This is a genomic window from Microcystis sp. LE19-10.1B, assembly GCF_027530565.1.
Taxonomy (GTDB): Bacteria; Cyanobacteriota; Cyanobacteriia; order Cyanobacteriales; family Microcystaceae; genus Microcystis; species Microcystis aeruginosa.
The window spans coordinates 1-14,037 of sequence record NZ_JAPZQM010000277.1; the positions used below are offsets into that span (position 1 = coordinate 1).

14 protein-coding genes are annotated in these 14,037 nt (G+C 42.2%); 5 read left to right on the top strand and 9 right to left on the bottom strand.

Translation table 11 applies throughout. From position 1 onward, the window contains the following. Positions 1-146 precede the first annotated feature (146 nt). Positions 147-926 carry a hypothetical protein gene (locus tag O9332_RS09905; RefSeq protein ID WP_353853421.1) on the top strand — a complete coding sequence of 260 codons (780 nt, stop codon included), beginning with the start codon at positions 147-149 and terminating at the stop codon, positions 924-926. Between the two features lie 48 nt (positions 927-974). Then, entirely contained in the window at positions 975-2,213 is a 1,239-nt protein-coding gene (locus tag O9332_RS09910) for a DNA cytosine methyltransferase (RefSeq protein ID WP_288025210.1), read from the top strand. A gap of 306 nt (positions 2,214-2,519) precedes the next feature. On the opposite strand, the gene O9332_RS09915 is transcribed toward O9332_RS09910, so the two are convergent. The 6 genes from O9332_RS09915 to ilvD form a co-directional block, all read right to left on the bottom strand. Then, positions 2,520-2,966 (bottom strand): hypothetical protein, encoded by a 447-nt coding sequence (locus O9332_RS09915; protein ID WP_043999476.1) that lies wholly within the window; start codon positions 2,964-2,966, stop codon positions 2,520-2,522. Between the two features lie 193 nt (positions 2,967-3,159). Beyond that, the gene (locus O9332_RS09920) at positions 3,160-4,773 is read right to left on the bottom strand and encodes an ABC transporter substrate-binding protein (protein WP_288025213.1); all 1,614 of its coding nucleotides are present in this window, start codon (positions 4,771-4,773) and stop codon (positions 3,160-3,162) included. Positions 4,774-5,041: 268 nt separating this feature from the next. Then, positions 5,042-5,968 carry an FTR1 family iron permease gene (locus O9332_RS09925; RefSeq protein ID WP_288025216.1) on the bottom strand — a complete coding sequence of 309 codons (927 nt, stop codon included), beginning with the start codon at positions 5,966-5,968 and terminating at the stop codon, positions 5,042-5,044. Between the two features lie 34 nt (positions 5,969-6,002). Further along, positions 6,003-6,437: a ferritin-like domain-containing protein gene (locus O9332_RS09930; RefSeq protein WP_002731529.1), complete on the bottom strand. Its 435-nt coding sequence runs from the start codon at positions 6,435-6,437 to the stop codon at positions 6,003-6,005. A gap of 336 nt (positions 6,438-6,773) precedes the next feature. Then, positions 6,774-7,634: a tetratricopeptide repeat protein gene (locus O9332_RS09935; protein ID WP_288025219.1), complete on the bottom strand. Its 861-nt coding sequence runs from the start codon at positions 7,632-7,634 to the stop codon at positions 6,774-6,776. A 315-nt stretch (positions 7,635-7,949) separates the two neighbouring features. Then, positions 7,950-9,635, bottom strand: a complete 1,686-nt coding sequence (gene ilvD / locus O9332_RS09940; protein WP_288025222.1) for a dihydroxy-acid dehydratase — start codon at positions 9,633-9,635, stop codon at positions 7,950-7,952. A 643-nt stretch (positions 9,636-10,278) separates the two neighbouring features. Between ilvD and O9332_RS09945 the strand changes: the two genes are divergently transcribed. Further along, a complete protein-coding gene (locus O9332_RS09945; RefSeq protein WP_002763254.1) occupies positions 10,279-10,512 on the top strand; it encodes a hypothetical protein in 234 nt (77 codons plus the stop codon). Positions 10,513-10,516: 4 nt separating this feature from the next. Beyond that, entirely contained in the window at positions 10,517-10,717 is a 201-nt protein-coding gene (locus O9332_RS09950) for a type II toxin-antitoxin system VapC family toxin (RefSeq protein ID WP_002763255.1), read from the top strand. 378 nt (positions 10,718-11,095) lie between these two features. Here O9332_RS09950 and O9332_RS09955 read toward each other — a convergent pair whose 3' ends face one another. The 3 genes from O9332_RS09955 to O9332_RS09965 all read right to left on the bottom strand — a co-directional run bounded on the left by O9332_RS09955 (position 11,096) and on the right by O9332_RS09965 (position 13,901). Further along, positions 11,096-11,851 carry an ABC transporter ATP-binding protein gene (locus tag O9332_RS09955; RefSeq protein ID WP_002758792.1) on the bottom strand — a complete coding sequence of 252 codons (756 nt, stop codon included), beginning with the start codon at positions 11,849-11,851 and terminating at the stop codon, positions 11,096-11,098. Then, on the bottom strand, positions 11,852-12,655 hold the full coding sequence (locus O9332_RS09960; RefSeq protein ID WP_002758790.1) for an ABC transporter permease: 804 nt from the start codon (positions 12,653-12,655) through the stop codon (positions 11,852-11,854). 370 nt (positions 12,656-13,025) lie between these two features. Then, positions 13,026-13,901: an ABC transporter ATP-binding protein gene (locus O9332_RS09965; protein ID WP_288025226.1), complete on the bottom strand. Its 876-nt coding sequence runs from the start codon at positions 13,899-13,901 to the stop codon at positions 13,026-13,028. A gap of 73 nt (positions 13,902-13,974) precedes the next feature. Here O9332_RS09965 and O9332_RS28025 point away from each other — a divergent pair. After that, on the top strand, positions 13,975-14,037 hold a 63-nt coding region (locus O9332_RS28025), incomplete at its 3' end, for a helix-turn-helix domain-containing protein (protein WP_353852197.1).

Here is a 14,037-nt window from a genome sequence, read left to right on the forward strand (position 1 = left end):
CAGGTGGTCAACTACCTAATTTTCAGGGAAAAAGTACCTGAATTTTCCCCTCAATCACTCCAATGGTCGGCACTTTTTGAGGTCAAAAAAGTCTAAAAGTATTATCCAACAAGGTTTTTATATTTATTCAGCAAACCCTAACTATAATGAGCTATTTATACTCTTATCGCCATAACTTGACCCAATTATTAGAAGAAATTAATTTACAGAAACCTGCGATCAAAATTCCTACCTTTGTTACTCATGACTTGGTAGATACTTATCAAATTTGTCGTCTAATTGATGATTTCATTTTTGAATATTTTCAAGAAAATAGAAAAACAGACACAGACATTGCAGACAATAGGGATCAAAAAATCGATGATGCTTTGGAGGAGTTCCAGTCTAAAGTAGTTGAAAAAATCCTGAAAGAAAAACAGGATTTTAAAAATATATCTCTCAAAAAGAAGAAAGGATTTAAAAATATTTTTGAGTTTGCTCAATGTGAAAACTTGTACTTATCGAATAAATATGTCAATCTTATCTCGGAAAGTCTAGGTCATACTTTAGAAGAAATTGCTTCTATTAGTTCACAGGTTTTTGTACCAGAAAAAATTCTAAATTTTAAAATCAAAGGTGTGGATTTAGTAGTTTTTAATCAAGGAATAATCAAATACACTCAATTAAAAACTAAAAAAGATACTCTTACTGGTAGCCAGAGTGATCGGAGTATCAATGAATTAAAAATAAATCCTAACTCAGTTTTTGCCGCTGCTTTAGATATGGGCAATTCTTGGACAATTAGCAAAACCAAAGCTAAAGAGAATAATATTGAGCTATTAGCAGGGCAAGCTTTTTGGTCAATGTTGGACTTAGATTATGAAACTATCCTGAATAAGTTAAAGATGACAGTCAGGAAAATCGAAAAAAAACTTTATCAAGTTTAGCTACTTTGATGTATAATAGAGAGGTAGATAAGTTGTTAATTATTGGTTATGACTCAGGTAAATCTACAAAAAGCCGCTAATATTCTCGGTGTAACTACCGCAGAAATACTAACATGGCAAAAGAAAAAATTAATCAAAGGTCAGAAAATCAATCAAGTTGATTGGTTATTTGATCTCGAGCAATTAACCAATCTTAAAAATAACCAATCCCCCAGAGAATTGAGAATTTTACAAACTGTTGAGCCAACTAATTACACGGTTATCGAATTATTTGCTGGCTGTGGTGGTATGGCTTTAGGTTTAGAAAATGCGGGACTAAAAACGCAATTACTGGTGGAAATTAATCAAGATTGTGTTAATACTTTAAGACTTAATCGACCGCAATGGAATGTTATAAATCAAGACATAAAAAAGATTAAATTTTCCAATTTTAGAGACAAAATAGATATTGTAGCTGGAGGTTTTCCCTGCCAACCTTTTAGTTATGCTGGGTTAGGAAAAGGATTAGAAGATTTGAGAGGAAGCCTATTTTTTGAATTTGCTCGTTGTTTACAGGAAGTGCAACCTAAAATCGCTATAGCCGAAAATGTTCGAGGATTATTAAGCAATAAAAAAGGAGAAACTCTGCAATTAATGCTGCAAGCTTTACAGGAAATCGGTTATTATGCTGCTTATCAAGTTTTATCGGCTCAATTTCTTGATGTTCCCCAAAAAAGAGAAAGATTAATTATTATCGCCACCCGTCAAGACCTAAATATTAAACCGATTTTTCCCCAATATAGAAACTATACTATTTCTCTGAAAAAAGCTCTAGAGAATTGTCCAAGTTCTCCAGGAGTAGAATATAAAGAAAGAAAAAAAGAGATTATGTCCTTAGTTCCCCCAGGAGGAAATTGGCGGAATTTGCCGATGGATATTCAAAAAGAATATATGAAAAATAGTCTCAAAAATCACGGCGGACGGACAGGATATGCTAAAAGATTATCTTGGGATGAACCGGCTTTAACTATTACCTGTAGTCCGGCACAAACCCAAACAGAAAGATGTCATCCCCAAGAAACTCGTCCTCTGACTGTGAGAGAATATGCACGAGTGCAGTCCTTTCCCGATGATTGGCAATTTACCGGTAATTTAACCTCTCAATATCGACAGATTGGTAACGCGGTTCCCGTGAATATGGCCTATCATCTTGGTGGCTGTTTAATTAATATGTTGCAGGGGGATTATCTGGGGGAAACACAGCCAAAAACCGAACAGTTAAGCATTCCGGGATTAGAAGTTAATTAATTTTGACTAAAAGTAAATAGTTTTTACCTAATCAGCAACAGCAGCAGAAAAATTAAGTAGTTATACTAAATCCGTTGAGTAACGCACAGAAAACGGGTTTCTCCGAGAAACCCGTTTTCTACTCATGCACTCATGCAAAAAGGGGAATGAATAATCAGTCTTTAATAACCAGATTTAGTATAACTACTTCTTGCATGAGTTCCTATCCTCAGCCAGAAATTGATTTTGTCCGATTTTACTGTCCGGGATCTGTAGGGTTGATTCATGAATCAACCCTACCCCACCAGAAATTGATTTTGTCCGATTTTACTGTCCGGGGGGAATAACCTCTAATGGAATACTTTCAGTTTCTCCATCTTTAGATGGATTGACATCGGGACTTTGTTCTGCATCTGGAGTTTTTTCCACCGCTTTGGTTTCTGAGGTGGGGGGATTTTCGGGGGGTGCTTCTGGACTGGGGTTATTTTCCGGGATGGGGGTGAATTCCACCGGGGTTTCCCTTTCAGGAGAGGGGGAAACTTCGGGGGAAGGTTCGATATTACGGGTACTTTCCGCGGGAGTTTCTTCTATCCGGGGAGATTCTGGGGTAGTTGCGGGGGTAGTTGCGGGGGTGTCTTCCCTGGTTTTTTGTTCTTCCTGGGGACAGGCTGCCGATTCTAAACCGAGATGACATCGGACTTCCTCCCGTCCCAAAGACACGGCAATTCCCGACACCGACATTAACAAAGCTAGGATGGGTAAGATATTGTTCATAAAATTAGACTTGATTCTACTCCTCGACATCACATTATCTATTTTAGATAAGTAGCTGGTTATAATTAAATTAAAAATGGATTTTAGGTTCGATCCCCCCTGCCCCCCTTGATAAGGGGGGTGCCGATCCCCCCTTAGTCCCCCCTTAATCCCCCCTTGATAAGGGGGGCATCTGATAATTTTTAACGCCTACCTACTTAGGATCGAATTGATATTGAGAACCCTTTGGCCCCTCATTGCCGCGATTAGCACGCACCAAGGGAACTTGATTAAAAATGTTAAAATCCGTGGTGCTTCCCTGCAAGGTGATTCCTCGATTTAAAGTTTCGACTACAGTAGCACGGTCAGAACTTTTAGCGATCGCTTCCCCTAATACTTTCATACTATCGTAGGCGGTAGCAGTACGCCAACTGACGCGACCGCGCCAACTTTTCAGCGCATCTTTAGCAAAAGGATCCGTTGCTTGGAAACTCCAAGGTACTGCTAGAACTAATCCGTCGATGCTATCTGCTCCTTGAATAAGGATATCGGGTGTATAAAGTTCATTTCCGCCTAATAATAGCATTCCAGACGATTCTTGGGCAATAGCCACGGCTTGATCAATGCGATCGCCATCTTTACTCAAGGCCAAAAATACCACCTTAGCGCCGGCTTGTCTTGCCTGATCTATGGCAGTTTTAGCATTAAAATTGGCTTTAGTTGTGTCTATTTCCTTAACTATCTTGCCTCCTGGTTGCTTTATTGCTTTAGCAAAGGAATCCCTTAATTTTTGACTATAGGGACTATCGGAATTATAAAAAAGAACCACTGAGGGAGACTTCTCTTGCTGACTAGCATAATTAGCCAAAGTTTTGGCCACTGCTTCCAGATAACTGCCTAAAACTTCCTGAGATTTATCTTTAAGGGGAATAGTTTTCAGGGTTGCATTTCCCGTTTGACTGACACTGGTAGTCAGGGGAGAAAGAATCGCTAATCCTTCTTTTTCGTAACTTTCAATCGCTTTTTGACTAAAAGGATCGATTCCGTGGCCCATAACTGCCAAAACTTGACCGGATTGAATCAGATCATCGGCTATCGCTTTTGATTGTAACCCACCACCATCATTAGCGATGACTATTTCCAAAGGATTACCCGGATTAGAATTATTAAACTCCTCTTGATACCTTGCCACACCTCGGAGAATTTCCTTGGCGCTGTTGGGGTCGTTAGCGATGGGGACAACGACGGCTATAGTATGTTTATTACCCTTTTGTCTAGCTTTGGCGTTATTGTAATAGATTTTGCCCTCCGGATCGTTTGCTTGGGGAGTGGCCGCCAGTTGGTAAACTGCGATCGCATTTGCCCAATCTTCCTTTTTAAAGGCCGCTGCGCCTTTTTCTTTATTAGGAGTGGAATTAAGCAGTATTTTCTCACCTTGGCTAAATAAATCGGGATTTTTAGCCGTATTACTCACAAAAGTTGCCTTAGATTGCCTATCTGGGGTTTTTTCCCCGACAACTGGGGAAGTATCGGGTTTGGGAATGAGCATTTGCAATAGACTCCAACCCCCTAAACCTGCGGTTAAAGCGGTAATTATCAAAGCGAAGGGAAGTAACCAGTTAGATTTTTGGCCGACTCTAGTTGTACCCCCCGGGGACACCACCACCGTGGTTTTAACCGTCGTTGTTACGGGATCCATCGCTTCCCTAGGTAGGCCACAGATAGGACAATCAGGAGTAGTATTTTCGCAGGGTTCATGACCTCCCGCAATCGCTTGCGGATAAGTTTTACCATCTTTAGGGATACCGTCACATTGCCAAGTAGTCATGATTAGGGTTTGCTGAAAAAGTTTGTTGGTGGGGTTAGGAGTCAGGAGATAGGAGTCAGGAGACAGGAGACAGGAGATAGGAGATAGGAGTCAGGAGTCAGGAGTTAGTATTCTCCCCAATTCCCAATTCCCACTTCATAATTCATAATTCATAATTCATTATTCCCACACCCCACACCCCACACCCCACACCCCACACCCCACTTCATAATTCATTATTCCCAACCCCCCATCTCTCCACTTCCCCACTTCCCCATTTCCCTCTTAACTATTCCCTAGGGCCTGATAAAGTAGATAGAGGACGTTGTCGTAAGCTTTGGAAATAGAGGCCACCGATAAGCAGTAAAAAGAGGATATAGGCAACAATTTGACTGATATAGAGGTTTTGACGATAACCAAACAGAGATTTGAGGAGGAGTCCGGGGAAAGTGCGATCGCTCAAAATTTGGGAACCGTCCCAAACTTGAAAACCGAGAAGACAGGAGGAGGGGAGAGAAGGACAGAAATGGCGATAAAAAGGGTCAATTTCACTTAAAAGACTGATTCCTGCGTCGATATGTTTCAAAACACCGATGAGTAATCCCGCAACGATTAAGAGGAGGAAAGTCCCCATAATTTGGAAAAAGAGACGGATATTAATTTTTACTCCCCCCGCAAATAGGAGAATTCCCAACAAAGTCGCCATACTTAACCCCGCTATCGCACCGAAGGTTTGGATCTGCCAATCTTTTTGGAATTGGGCCAGGATAAAAAGGACAGTTTCAAATCCCTCCCGCAAGACAGCGATAAAAACGAGCAGAAAAATCGCTTTTCCTGCCCCATTTTCCGATTTTAAACCCGCTTTTACCGCACTTTCTACCTCAGATTTCAAAGATTTGGCCTGTTGAGTCATCCAAATTAACATCCAACTCAACATCAAAACGGCAATCAGTCCAAAAGTGGCGGCCAGTAATTCCTTGAGCATTGGTACGAATGGACTAGGAGAAGCATCCACTTGCAAAAGGATTCCCCCTAGCAAAATACCGACCAAAACACTAGCGACCACTCCCGCACCAATACCACGATACACCCATGAGTTAAGTTGCGATCGACCCGATTTTTGTAAACAAGCGAGGACAATTCCCACCACTAAAGCGGCCTCGAAACCTTCCCGGAGAGTGATAATAAAAGTCGGTAAAGCGGAACTAAGATTCATAAGCTAGTGGATAAACTCTAGCTTTGATCCTAGCTTAAGCAAAATCCCGCAGCATCTTGCGAATTTCCAGATTGTGTAATTCTTCTTGTCCGATCATACCGCGGGCGAATTCTTCTAGGTAAATACTGGCATCTTCAACGGTTTCTAGGAGTGCTTTGTACAAATCAAGGGATTTTTTCTCATGATTGAGGCTCTCACTCAAGATTGCTTTGATATTGTGTTCATAGCTTTCCTCGATGGGGGCAATTTTTAAGCTAGGATGACCTTCTAAACCGGTGAGAATTTCCCCGACTTGTTGCGCGTGGGTGAGGGACTCCGTGGCCTGAGTCTGGAAAAATTGGACGATAGGGATGCGATGGGGACCTGTCACCATCAGGGAATAGTGGGTGTAACGGACAACTCCCGCTAGTTCAAATTCCATGATTTCGTTCAGTTGTTCGATGGTTTTGTCTCTGTCTAGTTCTCGCATAAGATTCTCAATAATTTTTCTCTAATTGCAATTGTAGCTAATCCAAACCGGCTAAATGAATCTAAAAACCTTGTTGGCTAATACTAAATCCGTTGAGTATGGGCTATGTATGAGAACAGGCAAAAGGCAATAGGCAATAGGCAATAGGGAGAATAAATAATCAGTTTTTGATAACCGGATTTAGTATAATATCTTTAGGCTTTTTTGCCGTCAAAAAACTGCCAGCCATTTGAGCAATCGGGGGGAATTTTTAGGCACTTTTTCCTGAAAATGCCTAAAATCCCACACACCCCACGAAAAACCCTTTCAGCAAACCCTAGGTAATGCAAAAAGATTTTAGCTGGGGGAATAGCAACTCAAGAGGTCATTAAAGGTTTCATTTTGCCTTAAACCATCGAAAACAAAGTTATTACGCGCTAATTCGCCACATATATCCGGTTCTATGTCCATGGCTTCGCGTAAACAGTCGATCGCTTTTTGTTGTTGACCGAGGGCGGCATAACAGCAGGCGGCATTATACCACGCATAGCGATCATCTTGATCGATTTTTAACGATTCTTCATAACAGGCGATCGCTTCTGTTAAACGCTGTAATTCCTGTAGGATCACACCCTGTTGGTACCAGGACCAGTAATCTTGCGGTCGGATATCGAGGGCGGTACGATAATTAAATAAAGCCTCTTGGGGATTGCCCCAATCCCGGAAAGCGTCGCCGCGACGATACCAGGCCCAATAATCCCGGGGTCGCGCTCCCAAGGCCAGATCATAGGAAGTGATAGCGCGTTCGTAGTTTTTGAGCAATCGATAGGCATCCCCTTGCCGGTAGGCAGCCCAATAGTCCCCCGGACTATGACTTAGGGCCCGTTGAAAACAAGCGATCGCTTTTTCGTAGTCCTTTAATTCCTGTAGATAAACACAACCTTGATCGTACCAAGCCCAATAGTTATCATCCTTTACCTGTGCGGCGTTAGCATAACTTTGAGCCGCTTCTTCATACATTCCCAAGTCTTCTAGTATCATACCCCTTTTGTACCATGCCCAATAATCATCTGGATAATATTCTAAGGCTTTTTCGTAGCTGATTAAGGCTCCAAAATAGTCCATTCTTTCTTTTAAAATATTGCCTTGGTCATACCAGTCCCGATAGGTATCCGGACGGCATTCGAGCGCTCGATAGACAGTGAGTAGATAGGTCATAGTTATTAATCGATAGTAAGTAGGGAGGCACAATTATTTGTAGGATGGGTTAGCGGTAGCGTAACCCATGCGGGGGTTGGGTTTCATGCTTCAACCCAACCTACGTTCATCTTATATTTAATTCCACCCACCTACTTAATTAGAGCCGTCAGTCTTATCAGTTATCAGTGGGAGTGTTGGGTGAGCAGTGGGTGCTTTTTCCCTGAAAATTAGGTAGTTGACCACCTGAAAATCGATAAAACCCCACACCCTACACCCCACACCCCACACCCTGCCCCCAGGAAAAGCTTTTTGCCGCAAACCCTAGTTATACTTTTAGAACAGATTCAGATCCGTTAAAGCGCCGAGACTGCTAGAGGAGACTAACTTGGCGAATTTGCCGAGAATTCCCGTTTTATAGCGTGGGGGGCGCGGTTGCCAATGGTGACGACGACGGGTTAATTCTTCCTCCGATACATTTAACTGCAAGAGACGCTGACGAGCATCAATAGTGATTTGATCCCCTTCCTCGACTAGGGCAATTGTACCACCCACCGCCGCTTCCGGAGCGACGTGACCGACCACCATGCCATAGGTTCCCCCGGAAAAACGACCATCGGTAATTAATCCCACGGAATCCCCTAAACCAGCGCCGATAATTGCCGAAGTGGGGGCTAACATTTCCCGCATACCCGGTCCGCCTACTGGTCCCTCGTAACGGACAACCACCACATCCCCGGCTTGAATTTTTCCGGCTAAAATTGCCTCTAAACAGGTTTCTTCCGACTCAAACACCCGCGCAGGCCCAGTGATGACCGGAGTTTTCACGCCGCTAATTTTGGCCACGGCCCCCTCTGTGGCCAGATTTCCTTTTAAAATGGCTAAATGACCCTCTTTATAGACAGGATTGCTAAAAGGACGGATAACATCTTGGCCTGAGGGCGGTTGGTCGGGAATATCGGCTAAAATCTCAGCGATAGTCTGACCGCTAATGGTGAGGGCATCCCCGTGTAGTAAACCATTAACCAGGAGAATTTTCATCACTTGGGGAATACCGCCAGCTTTATGCAGATCCACGGTAACGTAACGCCCGGAGGGTTTAAGATCGCAGATAACCGGTACACGCTGCCGGATAGTTTCAAAATCATCGATCGATAATTCTACCCCGATGGTGCGGGAAATGGCTAAAAGGTGCAGCACAGCGTTAGTGGAACCTCCCACCGCCATAATTACCGAAATGGCGTTTTCAAAGGCTTTACGGGTCAAAATTTGGCTAGGGAGAATCTGTTTTCTAACCGCCTCGACCAAAACCTTGGCCGATTCTTCGGTACTATCGGCTTTTTCCGCATCTTCGGCGGCCATGGTCGAGGAGTAGGGTAAACTCATCCCCATGGCTTCAAAAATGGAAGACATGGTATTAGCAGTAAACATTCCACCACAGGAACCGGCCCCGGGACAAGCGTTGCGTTCAATTCCGATGAGGTCTTCTTCACTGATTTTACCGGCGCTGTACTGTCCCACGGCTTCAAAGGAACTGACCACGGTTAAATCGCAATCTTTGTAGCGCCCCGGTTTAATCGTGCCACCATAGACGAAAATAGCGGGAATATTCATCCGGGCCATGGCAATCATTGCCCCCGGCATATTTTTGTCACAACCCCCAATAGCGAGGACTCCATCGAGACTTTGTCCATTACAGACGGTTTCAATGGAATCGGCGATTACTTCCCTAGAAACGAGAGAATATTTCATCCCTTCTGTTCCCATGGAAATCCCGTCACTAATGGTGATAGTCCCGAAAAGTTGCGGCATTCCCCCCGCTAATCTGGTGGCTGCTTCGGCACGCATTGCTAAATCATTAATTCCCATGTTACAGGGGGTAATGGTGCTAAATCCGTTAGCGATGCCGATGATTGGTTTGCTAAAGTCCTCATCCCCAAAACCTACCGCTCTTAACATGGCCCGATTCGGACTGCGTTGGGTACCTTGGGTAACAATGCGACTTCTGTAGTTATCTGCCATAACTTTATCTTTCTCCAATGGCGGCTGATGTGTGCGATCGCTGCTCAAGTTCTCCAATCGCACCTTTATTTCTATTTTCTGACTTTTGGCCGCTCTGAGCAGGTTTTAGGACAGTCCATCTCTAAAGAAAATATAAAACTGTGGGAGTAATGAACTATTCCCCACCGCTTCGCCAAGGGGCGAGTTTCTGACGCTTCTTTGTCGATGGTGGTTGGTGCGGACGGTAATGATTTGGTAGTAGTGGTGTAGCCCTCTTGCTTGAAGTGTGTAAAATATTTGTAATAAAAACAATTGGCTCAAATCAGTTTTTAATGAAGCGGTGTTATCATTTTAGCATACTTAACTCAGATAAACCATAAAGGCTCTCCTAGAGTAGTTATGTAAAAATAGTAACAATCAAGGAAGATATTGAGACTTAAAGTTATCTCAAAAAATAGTTAGAATCCTTGGTTTGACAAGAAGATAGAAACTGTTATAGGCTAAAAGACATAGCTCAAGCCGAGTCTAAACTTAACATTTTATTATATAGGAAGGGGTTATGCTGTCACTCCACTGGCAAAATTGAGATGCTTCCAGAAAATATTTAAGGTAAAATTAGATAGACTATCTCCAAAACTTAATTAACAATTAGGAAACTAAGTCAATGCTACAATCAGTTAAAGGCATTTATAGACAAGGAAAGATCGAGCTTTTAGAAACTCCCAATAACCTAGAAGAAAGTTCAGTTATTATCACATTTTTAGAAGATAAACCAATCCAAAAATATCCCAAATTAATGTGCTTTGGAATGTTCACGGGGGATTATCAATCTACAGAAGAAGATTTTTCATTCGCCGAATTTCAGGGCGATGCAGATGACCACTTAGATTGGTCTTAAACCGATGAAATATGTGCTGGATACTCACGCCTTAATTTGGTTTTTAGAAGGGAATCCCCGATTGGGAAAAAATGCCAAAACGATCCTTTCTGACCCGAACAGTGAATTAGTTTTACCGGCTATTGTTTTAGCTGAAGCGGCTTGGATTGTTGAGCGAGGCAGAACATCAATCCCTTCGGTTTTAGAATTATTTAGGGTTTGCTGAATAAATCTAAAAACCTTGTTGGATAGGGTTTTTAGACTTGTTTTCCCTCAAAAAGTGCCGACCTTTGGAGTGATTGGGGGGAAAATTCAGGGACTTTTTCCCTGAAAATTAGGTAATTGACCACCTGAAAATGGGTAAAACCCCACACCCTGCCACCAGGGAAAACCTTTTCAGCAGACCCTAAGTAGGTAGGCGTTAAAAATTATCAGATGCCCCCCTTATTAAGGGGGGATTAAGGGGGGATCGGCACCCCCCTTATCAAGGGGGGCAGGGGGGATCGAACCTAAAATCCATTTTTAATTTAATTATAACCAGCTACTTAAGTAAAACGTAGATACATTATTACTATCTAACAATTAATTAAGATTACCTACTTAATTAAAAATTAACTTCGTTTTGATGCACGGAATCCAAATAAAACTTGATTACATCTTCCGATGCACCCTGACATTGCAACTGGCCCTTATTCAGCCAAATTGCTTGGTTACAGGACTCTTGAATTAAAGTCAAATCGTGGGAAACTACTAAAATAGTAGCGTTAGAATTCCAGAATTTTTTTAACCGTCGTTTACACTTATTTTTAAAACTTTCATCCCCGACGGAAAGGACTTCATCAAGAATAAGAATATCGGGGTGAACCTCTGTTGCGATCGCAAATCCTAAACGAGCCACCATCCCGGAAGAAAGAGATTTCACCGGCGCTCCCATATATTCTTCTAACTCAGCAAAGTCAAGGATATCTTTGGTTTTTTCCTTCATTTCCTGACGGGAAAATCCCAGCATTACCCCATAGAGAATAATATTATCTTTTACTGGTAAATCTGGATCAAAACCCGCTCCTAATTCAATTAGAGAGGCAATTTGTCCCCTGACTCTCACCTGTCCCTTTGTCGGTTCCAGAATACCACAAATAACTTTTAAGAGAGTAGATTTTCCTGCGCCATTAGCTCCAATGATACCTAATTTTGCTCCAGAATTAATGACTAAATCTATATCATCTAGAACTAATTTTTTGGCCGGTTGACGATATTTACCTTCAAGAATAGAGAAGATTGTCCTTTTTAGATCGTAGGAGAATTCTTCTTGAGTACGTCTTTCGAGAGACACTTGATCGAGTCGAATTACTTCTGTCATTTATAATAAATCCATAAATAAATGTCGCCAGAGTCGGAAGCAAGTCCAACCAATTCCTAAGATGATGATCCCACCGAGTAGAGATTGAAAAATCAAACCAAAATCCGGTAATCCGGGGGAAAGGGACAATTGGCGAATACTTTCGATTACTGGCAATAATGGGTTTAATAGGAGGAATGGTTGTACGGAGGGAGGAATAATTTCCGGGGGATAAAAAATCGGGCTGCTAATCCAAGCGACAAAACAAACAATTTCGTAAAAATAGGGTAAGTCTCTGAAGAAAACGTAGAGGGTACTGACAAAGAAACCCACTCCCGTGCAAACCAGAGAAAGACCGATCAAAGGAAAAATCAGAGCAATTACATTAATTAAACTTTGAGATTTCCAGAGAGTTACTATAGCCAAAAGGGGAAAGATACTAATAGCAAATTGAAAAATATTTGCCACTACCATAGAAACGGGAAAGATGCTAACCGGCAGACGAATTTTATTTAGAATACTGCCATTACCGACGATACTAGGTAAAGCTTGGTTAGTGGAAGCATTAAAAAAATTTATTACTACTAAACCAGTGAAAGCCGCTAGGACATAGTTAACTATAGAATTATCAAAATAAGAGGCGAAAACCGTGCCGAAAATTGCCGTGTATAGTGCAGTCATAATCAGGGGATTTAACAAGGACCAGTAAACCCCCAGAAAAGAACCCCGATAGCGTCCCTTGAGATTACGTTCCACTAAAACACTAAGCAACTCGTAATATCGCCGCGCTGTTGACCATCTAGTTTTTGCCTGGAGATCGGTCATAGGGATAATTGTCATCTTGTCAGTATTCAGTGCTTTATTCTAAACGATTACCGTCAATTTTGTCTATCGATCGAGAGGGGAATCTAGTTTTTATCCAGTTCCCGATGACTCTCCCTCTCGGGAAAAAGTTCCCTTCCTAGGCCATTTATCTGGCTCAAAAAGCTTAAAAACCGCTAAAAGCCTCTTTTTTTAGGGTTGAACTCGGTTTTTAGGGACAGCCTCAGCTAATTGACCTAGACTCTAGCAGGTTTGCCAATAAAATAGACATCAGATAAGAGCCAAGAAATGCCGATTTAAACACAGCTAATCTCAGAAAAACCGGAGTCAAAGACCGATAACTGAACAACTTCCTAACAGCCAAACCAAGAATTTAATCTAATTGATGTCCCGTCAGTTCCACAAAGATATCTTCGAGATTGGAGGGACGGCACATTACTCCAGTTTTATCGCTCAAACTGTCAAGATAGGCATTGGCATCAGCCACGGTGGGGAAGAATTTATAATCGATTTTATCGCCAACTTGTTTGATAACTAAACCCTCGCCATACTTAGTGCGAAAATCCCTTATAGTTCCTAATTCGATTAATTTGCCTGCGTCCATAATGCCAATTCTGCCCAGTTTTCCCGTGGCGTTATCCTGACAGAGAAATTCCACTTCTTCCATGTAGTGAGTGGTTAATAAAATTGTCATTCCTTGCTGGTTTAAATCGCGAATTACTTCCCACAAACGACGACGATTTTGGGGGTCTAAACCGACCGTCGGTTCATCGAGAAAGAGTATTTTTGGTTCGTGAAGAAGAGCGCGAGCAATCTGTAAACGTCGTTTCATCCCTCCGGAAAGAGTTTTGGCAAGGGCAGATTTTCGATCGCTTAAACTGACATAATCTAAATAGCGATCGATTAATTCCTGTCTCTGGGGATTGGGGATATGGTGCATCCGGCCGTGAAATTCCATATTTTCCCAGACGGTTAATTCCCCATCAACGCTAATCTGTTGTAAGACTACCCCTATATTTTTCTTCACCTGATCGCGGTATTTTTTCACATCATACCCCGCCACTGCGATTTCTCCTTGACTTGCTTCGGTTAGGGTGATAATCATGCGGATTGTCGTCGATTTTCCCGCACCGTTGGGACCGAGTAAACCAAAGATTTCCCCTTTTTCGATGGCAAAGGAAAGCTCGTTAACTACTGGGAGATTGTTATAGATTTTAGAAACGCGATCGAGAGCAATAGCGGAGGTCATCGAAAATTTGGGTCTGAAACCCCGTCGTTCTACGACGGCTTTACCGTTAAATATTAGCGCATTTACACGATATATGCTAGAATGCGAGATATGGAAAAGCTATCGCTACCGATTTTACCCAACACCAGAACAAGAG

Excerpts from the sequence above, each read along its gene's own strand:
- O9332_RS09905 (WP_353853421.1), top strand. The coding sequence starts at position 147 with ATGAGCTATTTATACTCTTATCGCCATAACTTGACCCAATTATTAGAA.
- O9332_RS09910 (WP_288025210.1), top strand. The coding sequence starts at position 975 with ATGACTCAGGTAAATCTACAAAAAGCCGCTAATATTCTCGGTGTAACT.
- O9332_RS09915 (WP_043999476.1), bottom strand. The coding sequence starts at position 2,966 with ATGAACAATATCTTACCCATCCTAGCTTTGTTAATGTCGGTGTCGGGA.
- O9332_RS09920 (WP_288025213.1), bottom strand. The coding sequence starts at position 4,773 with ATGACTACTTGGCAATGTGACGGTATCCCTAAAGATGGTAAAACTTAT.
- O9332_RS09925 (WP_288025216.1), bottom strand. The coding sequence starts at position 5,968 with ATGAATCTTAGTTCCGCTTTACCGACTTTTATTATCACTCTCCGGGAA.
- O9332_RS09930 (WP_002731529.1), bottom strand. The coding sequence starts at position 6,437 with ATGCGAGAACTAGACAGAGACAAAACCATCGAACAACTGAACGAAATC.
- O9332_RS09935 (WP_288025219.1), bottom strand. The coding sequence starts at position 7,634 with ATGACCTATCTACTCACTGTCTATCGAGCGCTCGAATGCCGTCCGGAT.
- ilvD (WP_288025222.1), bottom strand. The coding sequence starts at position 9,635 with ATGGCAGATAACTACAGAAGTCGCATTGTTACCCAAGGTACCCAACGC.
- O9332_RS09945 (WP_002763254.1), top strand. The coding sequence starts at position 10,279 with ATGCTACAATCAGTTAAAGGCATTTATAGACAAGGAAAGATCGAGCTT.
- O9332_RS09950 (WP_002763255.1), top strand. The coding sequence starts at position 10,517 with ATGAAATATGTGCTGGATACTCACGCCTTAATTTGGTTTTTAGAAGGG.
- O9332_RS09955 (WP_002758792.1), bottom strand. The coding sequence starts at position 11,851 with ATGACAGAAGTAATTCGACTCGATCAAGTGTCTCTCGAAAGACGTACT.
- O9332_RS09960 (WP_002758790.1), bottom strand. The coding sequence starts at position 12,655 with ATGACCGATCTCCAGGCAAAAACTAGATGGTCAACAGCGCGGCGATAT.
- O9332_RS09965 (WP_288025226.1), bottom strand. The coding sequence starts at position 13,901 with ATGACCTCCGCTATTGCTCTCGATCGCGTTTCTAAAATCTATAACAAT.